At 43.4% G+C, this 20,674-nt stretch carries 21 protein-coding genes and 5 tRNA genes; 4 read left to right on the top strand and 22 right to left on the bottom strand.

All coding sequences use genetic code 11. From position 1 onward, the window contains the following. Positions 1–10: 10 nt before the first annotated feature. The 11 genes from dprA to AB1I50_RS00515 all read right to left on the bottom strand — a co-directional run bounded on the left by dprA (position 11) and on the right by AB1I50_RS00515 (position 9,647). The gene (dprA, locus tag AB1I50_RS00565; RefSeq protein ID WP_407724279.1) at positions 11–1,219 is read right to left on the bottom strand and encodes a DNA-processing protein DprA; all 1,209 of its coding nucleotides are present in this window, start codon (positions 1,217–1,219) and stop codon (positions 11–13) included. Then, positions 1,216–1,998, bottom strand: a complete 783-nt coding sequence (locus AB1I50_RS00560; protein ID WP_407724278.1) for a TrmH family RNA methyltransferase — start codon at positions 1,996–1,998, stop codon at positions 1,216–1,218. Before AB1I50_RS00560 ends, dprA begins: the two co-directional genes overlap by 4 nt. 70 nt (positions 1,999–2,068) lie before the next feature. Then, on the bottom strand, positions 2,069–2,419 hold the full coding sequence (gene rplT, locus AB1I50_RS00555; protein ID WP_407724277.1) for a 50S ribosomal protein L20: 351 nt from the start codon (positions 2,417–2,419) through the stop codon (positions 2,069–2,071). Between the two features lie 55 nt (positions 2,420–2,474). Beyond that, entirely contained in the window at positions 2,475–2,672 is a 198-nt protein-coding gene (rpmI, locus tag AB1I50_RS00550) for a 50S ribosomal protein L35 (RefSeq protein ID WP_407724276.1), read from the bottom strand. Positions 2,673–2,723: 51 nt separating this feature from the next. Further along, on the bottom strand, positions 2,724–3,314 hold the full coding sequence (gene infC / locus AB1I50_RS00545; RefSeq protein ID WP_407724274.1) for a translation initiation factor IF-3: 591 nt from the start codon (positions 3,312–3,314) through the stop codon (positions 2,724–2,726). 144 nt (positions 3,315–3,458) lie between these two features. Further along, entirely contained in the window at positions 3,459–5,234 is a 1,776-nt protein-coding gene (locus AB1I50_RS00540; protein WP_407724273.1) for a CDP-glycerol glycerophosphotransferase family protein, read from the bottom strand. A 24-nt stretch (positions 5,235–5,258) separates the two neighbouring features. Beyond that, positions 5,259–5,924, bottom strand: a complete 666-nt coding sequence (locus AB1I50_RS00535; protein WP_407724272.1) for a ribulose-phosphate 3-epimerase — start codon at positions 5,922–5,924, stop codon at positions 5,259–5,261. 10 nt (positions 5,925–5,934) lie between these two features. After that, positions 5,935–6,984, bottom strand: coding sequence for a galactitol-1-phosphate 5-dehydrogenase (locus tag AB1I50_RS00530; RefSeq protein WP_407724271.1), 1,050 nt, complete (start codon positions 6,982–6,984; stop codon positions 5,935–5,937). Position 6,985: 1 nt separating this feature from the next. Beyond that, the gene (locus AB1I50_RS00525) at positions 6,986–7,681 is read right to left on the bottom strand and encodes an IspD/TarI family cytidylyltransferase (RefSeq protein WP_407724270.1); all 696 of its coding nucleotides are present in this window, start codon (positions 7,679–7,681) and stop codon (positions 6,986–6,988) included. A gap of 147 nt (positions 7,682–7,828) precedes the next feature. Further along, positions 7,829–8,917 carry an NAD-dependent epimerase/dehydratase family protein gene (locus AB1I50_RS00520; RefSeq protein ID WP_407724269.1) on the bottom strand — a complete coding sequence of 363 codons (1,089 nt, stop codon included), beginning with the start codon at positions 8,915–8,917 and terminating at the stop codon, positions 7,829–7,831. After that, positions 8,907–9,647: an IspD/TarI family cytidylyltransferase gene (locus AB1I50_RS00515; protein WP_407724268.1), complete on the bottom strand. Its 741-nt coding sequence runs from the start codon at positions 9,645–9,647 to the stop codon at positions 8,907–8,909. Before AB1I50_RS00515 ends, AB1I50_RS00520 begins: the two co-directional genes overlap by 11 nt. A gap of 283 nt (positions 9,648–9,930) precedes the next feature. On the opposite strand from AB1I50_RS00515, the gene AB1I50_RS00510 reads away from it, so the two are divergent. Together AB1I50_RS00510 and AB1I50_RS00505 are read left to right on the top strand one after the other, a co-directional pair. Then, a complete protein-coding gene (locus AB1I50_RS00510) occupies positions 9,931–10,851 on the top strand; it encodes a CPBP family intramembrane glutamic endopeptidase (protein WP_407724267.1) in 921 nt (306 codons plus the stop codon). Positions 10,852–10,858: 7 nt separating this feature from the next. Further along, complete coding sequence (locus tag AB1I50_RS00505) at positions 10,859–11,284, top strand: nucleoside deaminase (protein WP_407724266.1); 426 nt, start codon at positions 10,859–10,861, stop codon at positions 11,282–11,284. A gap of 40 nt (positions 11,285–11,324) precedes the next feature. Here AB1I50_RS00505 and AB1I50_RS00500 read toward each other — a convergent pair whose 3' ends face one another. The 7 genes from AB1I50_RS00500 to AB1I50_RS00470 all read right to left on the bottom strand — a co-directional run bounded on the left by AB1I50_RS00500 (position 11,325) and on the right by AB1I50_RS00470 (position 14,203). Further along, a complete protein-coding gene (locus AB1I50_RS00500; RefSeq protein ID WP_407724265.1) occupies positions 11,325–11,633 on the bottom strand; it encodes a hypothetical protein in 309 nt (102 codons plus the stop codon). 8 nt (positions 11,634–11,641) lie between these two features. After that, complete coding sequence (locus tag AB1I50_RS00495; protein WP_407724264.1) at positions 11,642–12,184, bottom strand: prolyl-tRNA synthetase associated domain-containing protein; 543 nt, start codon at positions 12,182–12,184, stop codon at positions 11,642–11,644. Positions 12,185–12,537: 353 nt separating this feature from the next. After that, a tRNA-Gln gene (locus AB1I50_RS00490) sits at positions 12,538–12,612 on the bottom strand. 40 nt (positions 12,613–12,652) lie between these two features. Beyond that, positions 12,653–12,728 (bottom strand) — tRNA-Lys (locus AB1I50_RS00485). 3 nt (positions 12,729–12,731) lie between these two features. Then, positions 12,732–12,808: transfer RNA gene (locus AB1I50_RS00480), tRNA-His, on the bottom strand. A 107-nt stretch (positions 12,809–12,915) separates the two neighbouring features. Next, positions 12,916–12,992 (bottom strand) — tRNA-Arg (locus AB1I50_RS00475). A gap of 113 nt (positions 12,993–13,105) precedes the next feature. Beyond that, positions 13,106–14,203, bottom strand: a complete 1,098-nt coding sequence (locus tag AB1I50_RS00470; protein WP_407724263.1) for an AAA family ATPase — start codon at positions 14,201–14,203, stop codon at positions 13,106–13,108. Between the two features lie 157 nt (positions 14,204–14,360). On the opposite strand from AB1I50_RS00470, the gene AB1I50_RS00465 reads away from it, so the two are divergent. Further along, positions 14,361–15,386 carry a branched-chain amino acid aminotransferase gene (locus AB1I50_RS00465; RefSeq protein WP_407724262.1) on the top strand — a complete coding sequence of 342 codons (1,026 nt, stop codon included), beginning with the start codon at positions 14,361–14,363 and terminating at the stop codon, positions 15,384–15,386. Positions 15,387–15,505: 119 nt separating this feature from the next. On the opposite strand, the gene AB1I50_RS00460 is transcribed toward AB1I50_RS00465, so the two are convergent. From AB1I50_RS00460 to AB1I50_RS00450, 3 genes are all read right to left on the bottom strand, one after another. After that, complete coding sequence (locus AB1I50_RS00460) at positions 15,506–17,713, bottom strand: polyribonucleotide nucleotidyltransferase (RefSeq protein ID WP_407724261.1); 2,208 nt, start codon at positions 17,711–17,713, stop codon at positions 15,506–15,508. 194 nt (positions 17,714–17,907) lie between these two features. After that, the gene (rpsO, locus tag AB1I50_RS00455; protein ID WP_092970427.1) at positions 17,908–18,171 is read right to left on the bottom strand and encodes a 30S ribosomal protein S15; all 264 of its coding nucleotides are present in this window, start codon (positions 18,169–18,171) and stop codon (positions 17,908–17,910) included. A gap of 148 nt (positions 18,172–18,319) precedes the next feature. Next, the gene (locus tag AB1I50_RS00450) at positions 18,320–18,670 is read right to left on the bottom strand and encodes a helix-turn-helix domain-containing protein (protein WP_407724260.1); all 351 of its coding nucleotides are present in this window, start codon (positions 18,668–18,670) and stop codon (positions 18,320–18,322) included. A gap of 178 nt (positions 18,671–18,848) precedes the next feature. Here AB1I50_RS00450 and AB1I50_RS00445 point away from each other — a divergent pair. Further along, positions 18,849–18,924: transfer RNA gene (locus AB1I50_RS00445), tRNA-Thr, on the top strand. Between the two features lie 303 nt (positions 18,925–19,227). Here the strand turns inward: AB1I50_RS00445 and AB1I50_RS00440 are convergent. Continuing rightward, positions 19,228–20,673 carry a YdcF family protein gene (locus AB1I50_RS00440; protein WP_407724259.1) on the bottom strand — a complete coding sequence of 482 codons (1,446 nt, stop codon included), beginning with the start codon at positions 20,671–20,673 and terminating at the stop codon, positions 19,228–19,230. Position 20,674: the final 1 nt, after the last annotated feature.

Genomic DNA, 20,674 nt, shown 5'->3' with positions numbered 1-20,674 from the left:
TATTTTCCTCCTATTTCAAAACAAATCTTCTGCCGGGCTCCGCCTTAACAAGCCCCATAATCTGGAGCTGTGTAAGCGCAACCGACACCCTGAACACAGGAATGAACAACTGATTAGATATCACGTCAATGTGAACAGGCTCGGCAGATAAAAATTCATATACCTTCTTTAAGTCGCCCTTAAGCTTGACATCAGGCTTATGTACGGGCTTTTGTTCGGGTTCGGCGGTTTTATCCGCCTTGTTATTATTTGACGGCTTTTTATAAACCATGCCTTTTACGGGAATTTCCTCGATATCGGCAAAGTTTAATTCGTCGATTTCTTTATACCCATCCTTCAAATATATATTATCAAAGGCAGACAAAATATCCATAAAATCGGTTACAGGTATCGCCGTGCCTTCTTTTATCCTCGCGTTGGAGCCCTCATTTTGAGGGCTGTTGTTTCCGAGCAGAGCAAAAAGCTCCTTGCCCATTTCAAGAGCGTAGTTTGCAGTAATCAGCGAACCGCTCTTAATGCCCGACTCAATTATCAAAACGCCGTTTGACAGCGCCGCGATAATCCTGTTCCTCGCAGGGAACTGATAGCCTATCGGCGGAGTGTCGGGCGGATATTCGGATATAAGCGCACCGTCATTTGTGATAGCATCACGCATATCCTTATTCTGGGGCAGATAATTATAGTTTATACCGCAGCCCAGTACACAAACAGTCTTGCCCTTTGCGGCAAGTGAACCTCTGTGAGAAGCGCAGTCAACGCCGAGCGCACCTCCGCTCACGGTAATTACGCCGCACTTTGAGAGCGCGTAGCCGAATTTATAGGCGTTGTGAGTGCCGTAATTCGACGCCCTGCGCGTACCGACAATGCCGATAGACAGCGTGTTGTCAATATCGGGCAGATTACCGCTTACATACAAAACCGCAGGCGAAGCGTAAATGTTGCGCAGACACTCGGGATAAACGGAATCGTCGATACATACTATCGAATATCCGAGCTCCTCGCAGCGCTTCATAATTTTATCGGCTTCACTCTTTTTGATGCTCTTGAGCTTATTTATATCGCCGTTAGAAAGCACGCCGCAAAAGCGCCACTCCTTTTCACCGCCGAGGCAAAACTCTGCGATGTCGGTGTACAGCTCATAAAGCTTATTGATTTTGTCCGTATTATAGCCTAAGGCTAAGGTAATCCAAATCCAGTATCGCGCGTTTTTAGAAATCATTTTACCATTTCCCAAATAATAATCGAAGCGGCGGCTGAGGCGTTGAGCGACTCGGCTTTTCCGCCCATAGGGATTGTAATTTTATGATTGCAGGCGTTAACGGCACTTTCAGTAAGACCGTTGCCCTCATTGCCGATAACGGCAACAGAAGATTTTGCAAAGCTGATATTAGTAATCGGCTCTGCGTCTTTATCAACCACGGCGGCATAAGAAGTTAAATCAGGATTTTCCGAAAGAAACTGAGCAATACCGCTCACGGTATAAAAAGGTAGCCTGAACACCGCGCCCATACTGCCGCGCACAACCTTGGGATTGTAGATATCACAGCAATCAGAGGTCATTACGACCGCAGAAACGCCGAACGCCTCGGCGGTACGCAGTACCGTTCCGAGATTGTTGGGATCCTGTATATTTTCGAGCGCAATGAATTTTCCGCCATTCTTTATTTTATCAAACTCAGTGACTTTGTCAAGTGTTTTTATCACACAGAGTACGCCCTGGGGAGTTTGAGTGTCGCTGATATGGCTGAAAATATCGTTTGTAACGATAAAAGCCCTGTCTGATTTTTCGCACAGCTCCCCTATTTTTTCGGGATGTTTATCAAGTGCGCCTTGAGTTGCAAAGACCGTATCAATATCCGCTCCGCTTAAAAACGCGTCATAGCAAACTCTCAACCCCTCAGCGACAAAAAGTCCTGTTTTACGCCTGAACTTTGCATTGTTTAATAATTTTACGGTATTTTTAATATTAATATTATCCTTGCTGGAAAGTGTAAGCATTATAATCTCCGTAATTTCCGTAATACAAGTAAAAGCGTTTGGGAATCCCAAACGCCTATACAATTAAATATTAAGCATTTTTAACCTGTTCAACAAGTGCTGTGAAAGCAGCGGGATCTGAAATAGCGATTTCAGAAAGCATTTTACGGTTAAGAGTGATGTTAGCCTTCTTAAGACCGTTCATAAATGTTGAATAGTTTGTGCCGTTAGCCTTGCAAGCCGCAGAAATACGTGTAATCCAAAGACGACGGAAATCTCTCTTTCTCTGCTTACGGCCAATATATGCGTAGTTGCCGGATTTCATTACGGCCTGTTTAGCCATCTTAAAGTGCTTGGATTTTGCACCCCAGTAACCCTTGGCAAGCTTTAAAAACTTTTTTCTTCTCTTGCGAGTCATCATCGCACCTTTTACTCGTGCCATTATACATTACCTCCGATATTTTGAAATGAATTAAGCGAAATTAGTTAAGCGAAAATTATTTGTAAGGAATAAGACGCTTAATCTGCGGTGTGTTTGTCTTGTCAGCAACAGTAGTCTGACGCAAACCTCTTTTACGCTTTGTAGTCTTTTTGTTCAAGATATGGCTTTTGTTAGCGTGAGCACGAATAACCTTTCCGTTCTTGGAAAGTTTAAAGCGCTTTTTTGCACCGCTGTGTGTTTTAATTTTAGGCATTTTTATATCCTCCCTTGAATAATTTACTTGTTAATGCAAGCTGAAAAAGGCTTACTTGTTCGGCTTTGGCGTAAGAAACATAAGCATTTGGCGGCCTTCAAGCTTAGCTGGCTTTTCAACAACTGCAATCTCCGAGCAAGCCTCGGCAAAGCGCTTCATTGTTTCAAGTCCTATTTCGGGATGTCCCATTTCTCTACCGCGGAAACGGATAGAAACCTTAACCTTATCGCCGTGCTTAATAAACTTAAGGGCGTTGTTAAGCTTTGTGTTAAAATCGTGAGTGTCGATATTAAGCGAAAGTCTGACTTCCTTAATGTCAACAATATGCTGATTTTTTCTGGCTTCCTTTTCCCTTTTTGACTGCTCAAAGCGATATTTTCCGTAGTCCATAATTTTGCAAACGGGCGGTTTGCTCTGCGGAGCAATCTTAACCAAGTCAAGGTTCTTTTGCTCTGCGATTTCAAGCGCCTGCTTAGCGGACATAATACCAAGCTGCTGGCCGTCAGAACTGATTACTCTCAGCTCCGCGTCACGGATTTCTTCGTTTATCTGAATGTTGTTATCCTTCTTGCCGATTGTTAAGCACCTCCAAAGCACTAAATAGAAAAATAATAATGCGGACAGAAATACATCCGTCCGCATAACAATACACTAAACACACTAAATAGGAAATAGCATTGTATTGACCCGTGCAGACGGTACCCCACAGGTGAAAGCATTTCTGCTTTGCTTTATTTTACCGGTTAATTATATAACAGAATTAAAATATTGTCAAGTGTTTATTGATTATTTTTTCAAATTATCGTAAATCAGGTCTACAACCCTATCGGTTGACTTGCCGTCGCGATAATCAAAGAACATATCCGCAAAGGGCTTAATGCGGTCTGTGCAGTAGTCCTCTTTGTTGATAGCGTCAATAAGCTGTTCGGTTGAGTAAACAATCTTACCCGGAGCATAAAGCTTAAAGTCAAAGTAGAAGTCGCGCTCATTGATGTATTTTTCAAGGTCAAATACATAGAAAATCATCGGAATATCAATGAGCGAAGCCTCGAATACGAGCGACGAATAGTCGGTTATAATTACGTCGGTAACAAAGAGCAGGTCGTTGAGCTCATTATCCTCGGAAAGGTCAATTACCCTGTCGGTGTACTTTTCGGGGATAGGCTGAACATCCTGAACAAAGGGATGGTGCTTAACGATAATCGCGTAATCGTCGGGGATTTTTGAGCAAACCTCGTCGATATCGAACATCTCTGTAGGATAAAACGCAGTCTCCTTAACCATTCCTCTGAAGGTCGGCGCAAAAAGGATAATCTTCTTGCCGAAGAACTCGGGATGCTCCTCAAAGAACTTATCTCTCGCTTTTTGCTTATATTCCTCATCAAAGAACACATCGGTTCTCGGAATACCCGTAGCCACAACCCTGTCGGTAGCGATACCGAAGCCCTCGGAATGACACTTTTTGCAGTACGTAGAGCTGACTGTAACGTAATCGTAGCTTCTGTGGTTTCTTGTAGCCTGAGGCGAACCCTTCGGCTTTGAAAGTCTGGTAAAGCCAAAGGTCTTGAACGCTCCGCAGGCGTGCCAAAGCTGGAACAGCGTTGTGTCTCTGCGAAGGTTAATATAGTGAATTTGAGGTGTAAATTCATCGAGAACTACAATCTTACTTGTAGCGCAAGCCTTTGTAAACTTCAAAATCTCACCGAAGGTCATTTCGGTAATTGTGTGGTCGTTTAGAATAAAGTTTATATCAAGGCTTTTGTCATCCTTAAGCTTGTCGTAAACAAAGGCAAAGTTACCCGACAAATCGTCACGTCTGAGCGAAATGAAGGTAATTTTGTTTTCCTTGATTTTGAATATACTGTAAAAATCATAGCAACGGCAGAAGATATATCTTTTAACCTTCCACAGCGACAAATCGGTTGTCGACACTCTGGAAAAACGCCAGAATACATATGCGATAAAACGCCTTACAGGGCTTTCGTCGTTAAACCTCGCCGGAAGAAGCAACACGCCGGTAAATCTTAAAATCGCCTCAATAATAAACAGAGGGAACATAAGAATCGCAAAGCCAAACTCGATAATCTTAACGATTGTGTTAACAAGTCCGACAACGAACCTTGCCGCCGGAGTGTGAACTATTCTTCTTCTGTTGGGATAAAAATCGTAACGGTTGCCGTTGATTTTTATTCTGTAGTTTCTGTCGTCGGTTTCTAACAGCTCAGGAGTTAAATCAACATTGATTTTCTCCTCGTAAAAATCAGCAAAACCGAGATTGAAATACATATTAAAGGGCTTGTAGCTGTTGCGGGTTTTCCAGAACAGGTAGTTAAGCGTGTATATGTACTTGCCCGAGAAAAACACCTTGCCGTCAATGTGGGTAACATTTGTGAGAACAAACGGAATACGCCTGTCCTCCTTGCCGTTGTCAAAGTGCATTACAAGCTTCGGATTTGATAAAAAGTGAGAATTAATACTCGGATCGGCAATAGAACCCATAACAGTAAGAGTCATCTTATTTTTTTCAATTATAAGCTCTTTTACCTGAATTTGATATTCCACAAAAGCACCTCTGTAATCAAATACTTACTCAACAAGTTTATTCATTCTTTCAACGCTCTCCTCGAGCTCTAAGCCCTTTTGATAGAGCGAAGAAGAACCGGCAACAAACATATCAGCACCGTTTTCGCGCATTTTTTTGCACAAATCCCAGCTAACATGACCGTCAACCTCCATAAGAAGTCCGGGCTTGTTATCGTCAAGCAGCTTGCGAACCTTCGCAAGCTTTTCAAGACTTCCCTCGACAATCGGACGTCCCGCAAAGCCGGGATAAACCGTCATAACGAGCACGCCGTCGATTATATCAAGGTAGTCAAGCAAAACCTCGGGTTTTGTGTCGGGGCTGATAGCGATAAACGGAGAAGCCTGTCTTTTTCTGATTTCACCGATAACATCAGCCAAATCAGGGCAAGCCTCGTAGTGAACGGCTACAATGTCGCCTTCACCGATATCCATTCTGTCAAAATACTGAACAGGCTCATATGCCATAATATGAATATCGCGTCTCATATTTTTAAGCACGCTTTTTACGGACTTAATAAGGTTTGTGTCAAGCGTGATGTTCGGCACAAACTTGTTGTCCATAAAGTCAAGGTGAATAAAATCAACACCTAAATTGTCAAGCGCCTCAAGCTCAGATTGAAGATTGAGCACGTCGGCGCACATTAAGGACGGAGATAGCTTTCCTTTCATAGTAAGCTCCTTAGTCGTTAACGACCATAATCTTAGCGAAGAACTCTGAGTTGTTCTTCATAATTTCAAGTCCCTTGTCCATAGTTTCAAGGTCATATTTATGAGTAATCAGCTTTTTAACGTCAATTTTGCCGTTAGCCATAGCGTCTACAACCATATTCCAGTCGCTCTTGTGAGTATCGCTGTAGCTTGAATTCCATGTACCGAAAATTCTAAGCTGCTTTCTGAGAATTTGCCAGTAGGTGTTCTGAGGGAAGGTGAAATCGCCGTGGGGATTTCCTACAAAGATAACCTTTCCGCCGCTTGCAGCAGCTTCAAGACAATTGCAGGCAGTAAGCGCAATACCAACCGCCTCAATAGCGATATCTGCGCCTACTCCGCCGGTCATTTCCTTAACCCAAGCGATAGCGTCCTCGTGCGATGAGTTGCAGTACTCTGTAAAGCCCATACTCTCGATAAAATCCCAGTTGTTTGCGTCGGTTCCAACGAGCAGAACTCTTGCTCCCCATGCTCTCGCCCACTGAGCGATAAGCATACCGATTGTGCCCGGACCAAAGATAACAACGTTATCGCCTACCTCAATCTGAGCGCGTCTGAGCGCGTGAAGCGCAACAGCCGCAGGCTCGGTCATAGCGGCTTCCTCAAAGCTGAGGTTATCGGGAATGGGAACGAGATTCCACACGGGAACTCTTACATACTCGGCAAAAGCGCCGTCGCTGCGAGAGCCGAGATAATCATAGGACTTACACATCTCGTAGTCGCCGTTGTGGCAGTTTTCGCATTTCATACAGGGAATCAGCGGAAAAACAGCCGCCCTTGTGCCGATTAATTCTTTATTTTTATCATCACCTACTCCAACAACCTCGCCCGAAAACTCGTGGCCGGGGATTGTGGGAAAATGGTATGTTCCGTTTACAAAAATACGCGGAATATCCGAGCCGCAGATACCGCAAGCCTTAACCTTGAAAAGCACCTCGTCAGGCTTAACCTCGGGCATTGGATAGTCGCAGTACTCAAGATTTCCGACTGCTCTTAAAACTCTCGCCTTCATTGTATCCATATCAAACATCACCTTTCAATATAGTTTCAAAGGTCTCTAAATCCTCAATAGTTGTGATTTTCAGGTTGCGCTCGCTGCCCTTGACCATACGCACTTCCATACCATGGCGGTATGCAATCTCACTGCTGCCTGCGGTAGCGCCGATTTCTTCATCGGTAACCTGATTATGTATATCAAAGTATTTTCTGAACTTAAAGCTCTCGGGAGCCTGCCCAGCGAAAAGCTCGCTTCTTTTGAGCAGGCAGCCGATTTCCTGACCATCCTTGCTCTGATAAACAGTGTCCTTGACCGAAATAACGGGCATTGCACCGTCGTAATCGGTAGCGCCCTTGATACAGTCGGAAATAATCTGATCCGACACAAGCGGACGAGCCGCGTCGTGAACGATAACGATATCGGTATCTGGAACGTTTTTGTCGATGCACTTAAGTCCGTTATAAATTGAATGTTGTCTTGACTGACCTGCCGGAGCGTAGCCCTTAACCTTGGTAACGCCGTACTTTTGCACGTACTCCTCGGCAAAGTCCTGCCACTGCTCACTGACAACTATAACAATGCTGTCAATCGCGCTGTGCTTCTGAAAAATATCAAGACAGTAAGAGATAATAGGTTTATCCTGAACCATCAAAAACTGCTTTGGTCTGTCAACTCCCATACGGCTTCCAACGCCGCCTGCGAGGATAATTGCTGTATTCATAAAAATCTCCTGTTTAATGCGAAAAAGCACAAATTTATACATCTAATATTTTATCATATTCTGGTGTATATTGTCAACTAAAACACAACAGATTGTGGTTTTAGCAAAAATCCAGTGCTTTTTTCGTATTTGACTGGTTATATTAAACTAACGATTTTGCTCCTCGAGAACTTTAACCGCTCTTTTTATTCCCTCTTTAAGAGTTACAATAGGCTTCCAGCCGAGTTCCTTAAGCCTTGTGCTGTCGAGAATTTCAGGCTCAGTAGAAAGCGGAGTTTTAAGTATCTGAGGTTCAGCCTCATCCTCGGAATTTTGAAAGCTGAGCATAATATTCCTCTCGGGGAACGCCTCGCACGCGGTTTTTGCAAAGCCGCGGATAGTAGTATTTGACTTTTCGTAAGCAATATTATAAGGAAAGCCGTTTTCTCCGCTGAGAAGTACGCAGAGCATAGCTGACGCGGTGTCGGTTACATAACAGAACGAACGGTTAGCCGCGCCGTTGGATTTTAAGAGAATATTCTCCTTCTTAACGACATTTGCGATAAACTGCGCCCATACTCTGTCGTCGGTAAGCGAGCTTGCGCCGTAAATATACGCAGGACGGCAAAGCTTTACGTTAAGACCATACTCCTTAATATAGCTTGCCGCCAAGGTTTCGGAAGCGCGTTTGCCCATAGCATAGCAATTCTTATATGACGTAAAGTCAAGATATCCCTCGTCAGCCTCGGTAAGATACCCCTTTGAACCGTAAACCTGGCCGTAAACCTTAAGGCTCGAAATAACAAGAGTAGACTTAGCCTTTGACTTCAACGCAAAATCGAGCACGCTTGATGTGCCTGTTAAGTTAGCGCTGATAGTGCCCACAGGATCGGTTTCAAACTGAATATTGCTCGCCTGACTCGCCGCGTGAATGATATAATCCGCTCTCTCGGCTTCAATAGGAGAAGAAACATCCTGAACGATAAGCGTTAAATCTTCCCTTAAAAGCAGGGAATCGAACTTTTTCTCTGCCGACGCTCTGTTCCTGACAAGAGCATATACGCTGATATTATCATTATATAAGTCGTTGCGCAAAAGCAGAGCGAATACAAGGTACGAGCCGATAAAGCCGTTTGCTCCCGTAATGAGCACGGTGCTGTTTTTAAGCTTTTCCCACTCGATAAAATCCGCCTGCGCAATTTCAAGCACATCGGAATATACAGAATTTAAAATATTATCCTTAACCTTATAATCCATACTTTAATTCTTCCTTAGCGAATTTTTTGTAATTCTCATAGTAAAACTGCGAACGGAGAGTGATTAAATCCTCGGGAGTGGTGACTTTAATATTAAACCTCTCCCCTTTGAATATATGCACGCTCTCGCCAAGCTCAATAAACAGCTCGCTTGATGAAATCGGGTTTGTAATACCGCGCTTTTCAGCTTCACTATGTGCCCAAAGAATTCTCTCCATAGTGTAACCCTGCGGAGCTTGGGTAATGTACATTGTATTTCTGTCGTAGCTCTTTTTACAGCTTGTGCCGTCGGTACTGTACAACAGCGAGTCTATACTCGGTGTAACCGGAACTGCGGTTTTATGCTTTTTGGTCTCCTCAATGCAGTCGGTAATAAGCTTTTCCGAGAGCATCGGGCGAACGCCGTCGCAAATCAAAATAATATCGTCGGGATTTTTCGAAAACTGAGACACCGCCATAACTCCGTTGTGAATAGAAGCGTAGCCGGTCTCTCCGCCCGGCACAATAGCCCTTACTTTTTTTATGCCGAACTCCTTAACAAGGTCAACAAGATAATCAATCCAGTCCTCCTTGCAGGCGACAACAATTCCGTCAACCATAAAATGCTTGGCGAAATGCTCCATTGTATGAACTATAATCGGTTTTCCGCCGACCTCCAAAAACTGCTTTGGCAAATCAGACGACTGCATTCTCGCGCCGATTCCGCCGGCAAAAAGCATTGCGGTTACCATATAGTCATCCTCCCGAATACTGTACATAATTATTCAATTTCACAATACCACCAAACTCAGGTTTTGTCAATTTACATTCTTGTAACGGTTAAATTACCTTGCAAATCGGATTTGTATATGATAAAATATTAGAATGGATGTGATGTATATGTATAATTATTTGCCACCGCAACCTCAATACAATCAAAACGCGGGGTTCAATTATGTTAATCCGACAGAATATATAAGAAAAATTGAAAGAAGAAAACTAAAAAAGACCTCAAACGGTCTCGGCTTTTACATAATGGCGTATTATTTGACAATGCAAATTGTCGGCGTAATCGTCGTTACCGTGCTTGAGCTTTTCGGCGTTTCTCCTACTGAGCCTACAGTTGAGTATCTTCTCGACATTTTGCTCAGCGTATTGGCGGCTTTTGTCCCGGGCATTATTTACCTTGCCGCCTCGGGCTTCAAGTTCGGTGAAGCGTATAAAAAGACCTTTGTTCCAATCACATTGCTCATCAGCCTTGTATTTATCGGTATGGGACTTGCGATGGTTTCGAATACAGCGGCTCAGCTTATGGACGACAACCTGTCTTTGTTCGGTCTAAAAAACTCGGCTTCAATGACTAACGACAGCTTGCTTAACCCATTTCAGACTATTCTCTATATGTTTGCCGTTTCCGCTGTTCCTGCATTTGCGGAAGAATTCGCGTTCCGCGGAATTGTTATGGGCAGGCTTAAAAAATACGGCAAATGCTTTGCGGTTATCGCTTCATCGGTAATGTTCGGCGCTATGCACGGCAACTCAACGCAGATTGTTTTTGCGTTTATACTCGGACTTGTTTTCGGATTTGTTGATATGATAGCCGACTCAATTCTGCCTTCAATAATTATTCACTTTATTAACAACTTCTATGCAGTTACCTTTGATGTTCTCCGTTCGAACACTAATATCGACGAGCACACTTATTATCTCATCAATCTTGTTGTAGTTGTAATCTTCTGTATCGGCGGATTGTTATCATTTATCTACCTTGTGAAAAAGGATAAGAGCATATTCAAATTCAGTTCAACTGAAAAATCCGAGGAAGCGGAAGCCGACCTGCTTACATACAAAGAAAAAATCAAAAGCTTCTTCCTCACTCCGGGCGTTATTATCTCACTGTCGATGTTCCTTATAGTTACAATTTATTTCTTACTGCCAAATGGATTACTCAACTGATAAATTTATGAACGCCGCCATTGAGATGGCTAAGGAAGCGTTCGACGACGGCGAAGTTCCCGTAGGCGCTGTTATTGTCAGGGACGGAGAAATAATAGCCAAAGGCAGAAACAGACGTGAAAAATCCAAAAACGCCCTGCTTCATGCCGAGGTAGACGCGATAAACAACGCCTGCAAGGCTCTCGGCGGATGGCGACTGTGGAACTGTGAGATTTACATAACCCTTGAACCGTGTCCGATGTGCGCAGGAGCGATTATTAATGCTCATATCCCAAAGGTGTACTTTGGCGCTTACGACTTTAAGAACGGCTCATGCGGAACAATCACAAATCTTTTTGAAATGCCGTACAACTTCAAGCCCGAGTATCACGGCGGAATTATGGAAGAAGAATGTGCAAAACTTTTGAAGGACTTTTTTAAGAAGTTAAGATAATGCAAAACCGACTTAAGCTTTATTGCCTAAGTCGGTTATTTTATTTATTGATTTTTCTGCGGTGCATTTTTTCACCTTTGGGAATACACCTAACCTTGAACACAATCAAATATCCTGCAATAAGCGCAAGGAACGTTGTCTGCGTATAGAAAAATACGCTCTGCTCCTTTGTCATATAATTTGAATGGTCTTTAAGCGAACTGTCCGGAGAAGTTGTGTACAAAGGCACGAACTCTCCGTCCTGAGTTATTACGGAGCCGGAGTTTGCTTTTTCGGCAGCGCTGATGGTAGGGATAAACGTTAATAGCATTACCGCTGAAAGGATTGTAACGATTAGTCTTTTCAACATAATGCCACCTATTCCCCGACAAGCTTCACTACAGCCATATCATGCTTTGTATACGGCAGAAATACGTTGATTAAATCGGATGTTTTTATCTTCAAGCTCGAAGTATTAACGCAGGGATGACAGCCGATATACTCGTCCTTGAGCAAATCCTCGTCCGCAATCAAGCTGACGTTATTCTCCGTATCGTTTTTAAGTCCCATAACGCTGACCGCACCGGGATTGATGTCGAGATATTCGAGCATTTTGTCCGCAGAAGCAAACGAAAGCCTTGCCGAGTTTATCTGAGCCGAAAGCTCCTTGGTCTTAAATGGCTTATCAGCAGGCATAATCAAAAGATAAAACTTAGTCTTTTGCCTGTTGCAGAGGAACAAGTTCTTGCACATTACAGCGCCGAGGACATCATCAATCGCCTTGCAGTCCTCCATAGTCATAGCGACCTCGTGGTCAACTCTGCTGTACTCAATACCGAGAAAATCCAGACAATCATAAACCGAAATCTCGCGTTCTTCCCTGCCCGAGCAATCCTCGGGACGTCCGTTATATAATTCCATAATAACCTCATTATATTTATAGTTTTTTTGCAGAAATATTATAACATACAAACTGCGTTACCGCAAGGGGATTTTAACGTAATGAAATCAAAGAATCCCGCCGTCTTTTCCAGCCAACAAAAAGGGCACCTGCAAAGGTGCCCTTTTGTTGGCTGGGCCGGCGTATGTTTCGCTTAAATCTATAGTTTCAGCTCGTTTTATGCGGCGTGTTTAATTGTATAAGTTTGTAGAACGCTCTCCTTAAAAACGTCACACTGTGACGTTTTTACCTCGCTACGCTCGGCACAGTCGCCTTCGAATCCCGCCGCCTTTTCCAGCCAACAAAAAGGGCACCTGCAAAGGTGCCCTTTTGTTGGCTGGGCCGGCGGGATTCGAACCCACGGATGACGGAGTCAAAGTCCGTTGCCTTACCGCTTGGCGACGGCCCATTATTAAGTTAAAAGCCGCACAAGATTTCCTGTGCGGCTGTGGTGACCCATCGGAGATTCGAACTCCGGACACCTTGATTAAAAGTCAAGTGCTCTGCCAACTGAGCTAATGAGTCAAATGGGGTGGGATACCGGATTCGAACCGGTGGTCTCCAGTGCCACAAACTGGCGCGTTAACCAACTACGCTAATCCCACCATATTCGCGCTGATTTATATAAAATATAAATTTAGCGCAGAATGGCGCGCCAAAGAACTTTACTGATGATAAGATCGCCTTCGAGTCCCTTTTGGCGCGACTTAATTGGCGCGCCAAAAGGGACTCGAACCCCTGACCTACTGCTTAGAAGGCAGTTGCTCTATCCAGCTGAGCTATTGGCGCATTTCTGATTAAGTCAGCTTTTATATTATATCCACAATGCGCCCGATTGTCAATAGATTTTTTGAATTTTGTCAAAATTACTGCATTGTTTACTTTTAGTCAGAATAACTTAATTAAAATTTTCCGCCGAACTTTACCGCTAAATACTTATTTTTATACTCTTTCTCAAAAGACACCTCTCTGATTACCTTCACAAAGTCAGGCAAAACATAAGGCTGATTTTCCGTGAGCAGCTCAATTTCAAGCGTTGCTCTGTCAACAAAAAACGGGAAAACATCAAGCTCGTAATATGTCGAATTTAGAGCTATGCAATATCTGTCCTTACGTATAATACCGTGCACATACTCCTTTTGAGAAAGATAATCGTTATATTCTTTTTCGGAAATATAATTCTCTATCTCAATATGCGATAAATCATTTATTTTTCTCTTTACCGTTTTAATATATACAGCCTCTTCCCTGCTTCCGCGCCTACGAATTCTGAACCTGCCCTCATCGGGAGTTTCAAGATACGCCTGCTCAATCGCTACCCTGCGGCAGGTTGGGATAGTTTTGAGATACTCTGTATCAGGGTACTCAATCAAAAACTTTCTTTCAATTTCAAGCGGCTTCGGAATTCCGATAACTGCCTTGACTTCCTCTAAAAGACGGTTTAATTTCCCCTTAAAATCCGTGCTGTTGTCGATAATTCTTAGGTGCGGAGTTCCTGCCCATACCGAAAGAATTATTTTATCAAGCTCTCTCGCCTGCTCAGGCGTTTCATTCCTTGCGGAATTGCTTAGATTATAGTATTCTTCAGCGCCGTCGGCGGCGGATACAAGATGAAAAACTCCGTCGTACATACATCTGATTTTATTCTCATTTAACCCAAATAAAGCGGAATATCGTTTGAATTCATCCTCAGTAACATATGCACGGTTATCGAGCAACCCTTTGTCGCAAATTATAACCGATACATCACTTTTTAAATTCTCTGCAAGTTTATAAAGCTCATTTTCCTTATTATACTGCTCCTCAAACAGCTTGCTGTGAAATTCAAAGCTTCCGTCAATATTAGGAGAAAGTCCGCTGTTAAAAAGCTGTGTAGCGGTTTCATCAAGTATATAAACATCCACTCCCAAAGCTGCAAGCTCATTTTTCAAAAACTTAAGCGCCTCGGTCTTTCCGCCGCAAGGCCCTCCGGTTAAAGCTATTTTTATGATTTTGCCCATAACAAACCTCTGAAAATAATTATAAGAATTAATATATTAGTATTATATATTGTATTATTATTAGTTTAATTCTAATATAGAATTATATCAACGTATTAAAGTGCTAAAATTAAGTTTAAAGATTTAAATGTTCTTTTTATGAAAGGAAGTTTTTATAATGGCAAAGCAAAACATTGATTGGTCAAATCTCGGTTTCGGATATATTCCGACAGGAGAGCGCTACGTTGCCAACTACAAGGACGGCAAATGGGGCGAGGGCTTTCTCACTGAGGATTCTATGATTACAATGAGCGAGTGCGCAGGCGTTCTCCAGTACGCTCAGACAGTTTTTGAAGGACTTAAGGCGTACACAACTCAGGACGGCAAGATTGTAGTTTTCCGTCCCGACCTCAACGCAAAAAGACTTATTGACAGCTGTAAGCGCCTTGAAATTCCCGAAGTTCCCGAGGAAATGTTCCTTGAAGCTGTTGAAAAGGTTGTAAAGGCAAACGCTGACTTTGTACCTCCTTACGGCACAGGCGCAACTCTTTATATCCGTCCGTATGTTTTCGGAATGAACCCTGTTATCGGCGTAAAGCCTGCCGACGAGTATCAGTTCAGAGTATTCACCACTCCGGTAGGTCCCTACTTTAAGGGCGGCGCAAAGCCGATTACAATTAAGGTTTCCGATTTTGACAGAGCCGCTCCTCACGGCACAGGTCACATCAAGGCAGGTCTTAACTACGCAATGAGCCTGCACGCAATCGTAACAGCTCACGCAGAGGGCTTTGACGAGAATATGTACCTCGACGCGGCTACACGCACCAAGGTTGAAGAAACAGGCGGAGCGAATTTTCTGTTCATCACAAAGGACGGAAAGGTTGTTACTCCCAAGTCCGACAGTATTCTCCCCTCTATCACACGCCGTTCGCTGATGTACGTTGCCGAGCATTACCTCGGACTTGAGGTTGAGCAGAGAGAGGTTTACTTTGACGAGGTTAAGGACTTTGCTGAGTGCGGTCTTTGCGGAACAGCGGCTGTTATCTCACCTGTTGGCAAAATCTACGACCACGGCAAGGAAATCTGCTTCCCCGCAGGTATGGAAGAAATGGGCCCGATTACAAAGAAGCTTTACGAGACATTAACCGGAATCCAGATGGGCAGAATTGAAGCTCCCGAAGGCTGGATTAAGGAAATCTGCTAATCAAATAAAAACAACTGTCATTCTAAGTTTTCGGAATGACAGTTTTCTTTTTCTCGTTTAAAAAATTTAACGGCAGCCGAGCATTGAGTTCGACTGCCGTGTATTATTCTAGAATAGAATTATCTTCTGTTTCTTCTGTCGTTTCCTCTCGGTCTGCGGGGACGGCTGTTTCTTCTGTCGTCGTCGCCGTTATCCTCGGGAGTAAGACCGTCAACATCAATCAGAACCTGACGGCGGCTGAGGTTAAGTCTGCCCTTGTCGTCAATCTCCTGAACCATTACGCGGATAATGTCTCCTACGTTAACAACGTCGGTAACGTTCTCTGTGCGCTTAACATCGAGCTGAGAAACGTGAACAAGACCTTCCTTGCCGGGAGCAATCTCAACAAATGCGCCGAAGTCCATAATTCTTGTTACCTTGCCGAGATACATTGCGCCGGGCTCGGGATCGCTTGCGATAGTCTGAACAATATCAACAGCTCTCTTGCACTTCTCGGTATCAAGACCTGATACGAATACCTGACCGAACTCGCCATCCTCTTCGATGTCAATCTTAACCTCGCACTCAGCCTGGATTTCCTTGATAACCTTACCGCTCTTACCGATAACCTCACTGATTTTGTCAGCAGGAATTGTTGTTGTAAACATCTTGGGAGCGTAGGGTGAAAGCTCCTCTCTGGGCTGTGCGATAGCCTTAAGCATAACCTCATCGAGGATAAAGATACGCGCCTTGTGAGTCTTTTCAAGCGCTTCCTTAACCATCTCGGGAGTAAGACCGCTGATCTTAAGGTCCATCTGAATAGCTGTGATACCCTCGTGAGTACCTGCTACCTTAAAGTCCATATCGCCAAAGAAGTCCTCAAGTCCCTGGATGTCAACCATTGTCATCCAACGCTCACCTTCTGTGATAAGGCCGCAGGAAATACCGGCAACAGGAGCCTTAATCGGAACACCTGCGTCCATAAGAGCAAGGGTAGATCCGCAGATTGAACCCTGTGAGGTTGAACCGTTTGAAGAAAGAACCTCAGAAACAAGTCTGAGAGCGTACGGGAACTCCTCAACCGAAGGAATAACCGGAACAAGCGCTCTCTCGGCAAGTGCGCCGTGACCGATTTCACGTCTGCCGGGACCGCGGCTGGGCTTTGTCTCACCTACTGAGTAGCTCGGGAAGTTGTAATGATGGATATATCTCTTCTCGGTCTCGCCGTCAATGCCGTCGAGCAACTGCTTGTCCGAAACAGGGCCGAGTGTAGCAACGGTGAGAACCTGAGTTTGTCCTCTGGTGAACATACCCGAACCGTGAACTCTGGGAAGTACCGCAACCTCGCTTGCGAGAGGACGGATGTCATCCATTCCTCTGCCGTCAACACGCTTCTGCTCGTCGAGCAGCCAACGGCGAACGATAAACTTCTGAGTCTTGTAGAGGCACTCGTCAATAGCAGCCTCCTGCTCGGGATAAATCTCGTCAAACTTTGCGTGAACAGCCTCGTAGATGGGCTTTAAGCGATCATCACGTACTGTCTTGTCGTCTGTATCAAGAGCAACCTTAACATCCTCCTCTGCAAACGCCTTAATAGCCTCGAACATATCGTGGTCGGGCTCAAGGCTTGCAAACTCAAACTTAGGCTTGCCGATTTCGTCCTTAATCTCATTGATGAACTTGATAATGCTCTGGTTAGCCTCATGGCCTGCCATAATAGCGTTGTACATATCATCATCGGATACGCAGTCAGCGCCTGCCTCAATCATAGCGATTCTCTCGCTTGTTGAAGCAACTGTGGTAGCCATCTTGCTTACCTTTCTCTGCTCCTCGGTGGGATTGATTACGTACTCGCCGTCAATCATACCAACCGAACAACCCGAAATAGGACCGTTCCACGGAACATCAGAGATAGAAATCGCGATTGAAGCGCCGATCATAGCTACGATCTCGGGCTGGCAATCGGGATCTACGCTCATTACTGTGCAGACGATAGAAACGTCGTTGCGCATACTCTTGTCAAAAAGAGGACGGATAGGACGGTCGATAACACGGCTTGTAAGAATTGCGTGCTCCGAAGGTCTGCCCTCTCTCTTAAGATAAGAGCCGGGAATTCTGCCTACCGAGTAGAGCTTCTCCTCGTAGTCAACCGAAAGAGGGAAAAAGTCAACTCCCTCTCTGGGCTTTGCAGAAGCGGTTACAGCGCAGTGAACTACGGTCTCACCGTAGGTTACAAGACACGCGCCGTTAGCAAGCTGAGTCATCTTGCCTGTTTCAACCTTAAGAGGTCTGCCGGCAAACTCAGTTTCGAACACTCTGTACTTGTCAAATGTCATAAAACTGTTCATTGTAAAATCCTTTCCGAAGCAATAGCTTCAATAAATTTATATTAACGGGATTTCACACTGATTTAGCAATAAAAACACAGCGTAAAACATTTTGCGCGGTCTTTTTACCGCTAAAATACAGTAAGTGAATAATCCCGTTATATTTGAATTTAGGGCAAGAGAGCTTTCGCTCCGCTTGCCCTTGTTTTGTAAGATTACTTACGGATACCGAGTCTTGCGATAATTGAACGGTATCTCTCGATGTCTACCTTCTTGAGGTAACCGAGAAGGCTTCTTCTCTGACCAACCATCATAAGAAGACCGCGTCTGCTGTGGTGATCCTTCTTATGAATCTTGAGGTGCTCGGTAAGGTCGTTGATTCTTCTTGTAAGAAGAGCAATCTGAACCTCGGGAGAACCTGTGTCGCCCTCGTGAAGAGCGTATTCAGCCATGATAGCCTGCTTTTCTTCTTTTAACATTTTTATTCCACCTTTTAATTTATTTTGCCCGAATCTCAGAAAAAGGCTGTGAAACTCCGCATTTGCGGCTTACCCCCTAATCCGTGAAACAGGTCAACTGTTATATATTATCACAAAATCCTCTTAAAGTAAAGAGTTTTTGCAAAAATTATTTTGCATTATCGGTTCGTTTTTTCATCTGTTCAATAAGCTTTTCCTTGTCTTTTTCAGACAAAAGATTAAATAACCTCAAAAATTCTCTCGCCTTTACGTCCTCGGAAGTGTTATCGCTGAGCACCTCCGCACCGGTGTTTTCAGACAAGAGATAATTCAGGTCAACGCCGAAAATCTCAGTAAGCTTTTTAAGCGCGGCAATATTAGGTTCGGTTACACCGGTCTCGTACTTAGTATAAGTCGTGCGGTTAATCTTAAGAATATCCGCAACATCCTTTTGTGTTAAACCCATACCCTTTCTGAGCGTTTCAAGCTTAGAGCCAAGGCTTGTTTTTTCGTTGTCCATTATCTCACCGCCAAAACCTATCAATTAATATTATATCTTATCGGCAACAGCGAATTCAATAAATGTGAAAAACTTTCTCACATCAGAATATTTGAGATAAATATTGCGGAAATAAAAAATTTACTATTGAAATTATTTTGAAATTAATGTATAATATCTTAGTCGAGTAAATAAAATTGCTGGAGTAGCGCAGTTGGTAGCGCAACTGATTCGTAATCAGTAGGTCGTGGGTTCAAGTCCCATCTTCAGCTCCATAAATAGAGACTATCATTTAATGTCGCGGTCTACGTTGTGATCGGAGTAACTTCACCGACTTTGGTAGTCTCTTTTTCATTTAAAGTAATCGGTATCGATGAAACGATTGTAATTATTTTCATCAGGAGTATTGATTTTTTCGGAATTATCAGTTATATTATCCTTATAAAAAGGTGTATCGTTTAATACCGACGGCAGATACTTGCCCGAAGTAACTTGCGGTACGCCTTTTTATCTTTTGGAGTATACATTACTTAAGCTTAAATATGCAAAAAGAGTACCGCGCAGGTACTCTTTTTTTATTAAATATGAAAGAAATACATCGCAAAAACAGTTACTGCAATCGTCAAAATAATTGCGATGTGGCTCCATTTTTTATCAGCGAGAAGTCCAACGAATTCTCTTAAAAAGGCATTCAGGTAAAAATACGGCTTTGTTTTCGCGGAGATTCCCTGAACCTTAAATCCGATTTTATTCGCCAGGATATATCCGCGGAAAACGTGGTAATTTGTAGTCGCAAAGGCAATTTTCACGTTATCAATACCGCCGGAGTGTTTCTCAATAATATTCTTTGAAAACTCCATATTCTGCATTGTGTTAACGCTTTTGTCCTCGCGTGAAATCTGCTCCTTAGGAATTCCGGCGCTGAGAAGATAGTTTTCCATAGCCTCGCCTTCTGAAATCACCTCATCTTCACCCTGACCGCCGGAGGGTACAAATACCGCGTGCTTGCCGGTTTTCTCAAACTGCTTTTTCTCAAAAGCAACTGCGCTGTCTACACGCCCCTTCAAAAGCGGAGTAAGGCTTCCGTCATTTCTGATTGCACAGCCGAGAATAATAATGTAGTCGCGGTCAAGCGACGGAGTAAATCTTGTCGCTAAAATTGTACATGCAACCGTTGAAATGAACATACATTCAAAATACGCGACAATATAAATCATCAGTAACCAAATAAAGATAGAATTCGGAATATTCCATAGGAAAATAGTTCCACCGAGGGTGAATGTCATTCCTACGCCCCAAAGTACAGCGAATATAATGCCGAGCGTGTTAACGGGACGGCGTCCCTCATGGCGTATCAGCCAAATATTGCTGACAGCAAGCATAACAGACATAAACAACATAATCGGAGTCAGTCCGATGAGCAAAACGCCTCCTGTTTCTTTAATCAGCGAAGCCAACCGGGGTATTGAAACGACTGAATTGTTGATAATCTTATATGTTATGTAAAGGAACAAAACCGCTGTATAAATTCCGATACCTCCGCAGGCAATCATGGTGTGCGAAAAATCACCTTTTTTATTATGTTCCGCAAAAATCCATAACATAACAACCATTATGGCAAAGAACGATACAACAATGGCATATACAAACACCATATAGCCGTTAAAGGAGACCTCGCCTAATGAGTTGTATATCAAAATATTAAAAATGCCAACCGTCATTTGCGTTTCAGATTGCATATAATCTTCACCGTTAAAATCGTATGTAAAATTAAAGGTAGTCTCGCCTTGATTAAGAGAATCAAACTCAAAAACAAGTTCACCTTTTTCCATACGGGCATCAGTTAGCTTTACAACGTTCTCGTTGTCGAATGTATATTCATATTTCGGCAGTTCATCTTTTCCCAAAAATACATGAGTATGGAGTGTTAAGTGACTGCCATTGATGCTGATATACACAAAAGCAAACAACAAAGCCGCCAAAATGAAGATGGTCAAAAATACAAACTTTTTTCTGTCAGACATA

Source organism: Ruminococcus sp. NATIVEDY161 (genome assembly GCF_045819895.1).
Lineage (GTDB): Bacteria > Bacillota > Clostridia > Oscillospirales > Acutalibacteraceae > Ruminococcoides.
This window is presented reverse-complemented; position numbering and strand designations above follow the sequence as displayed.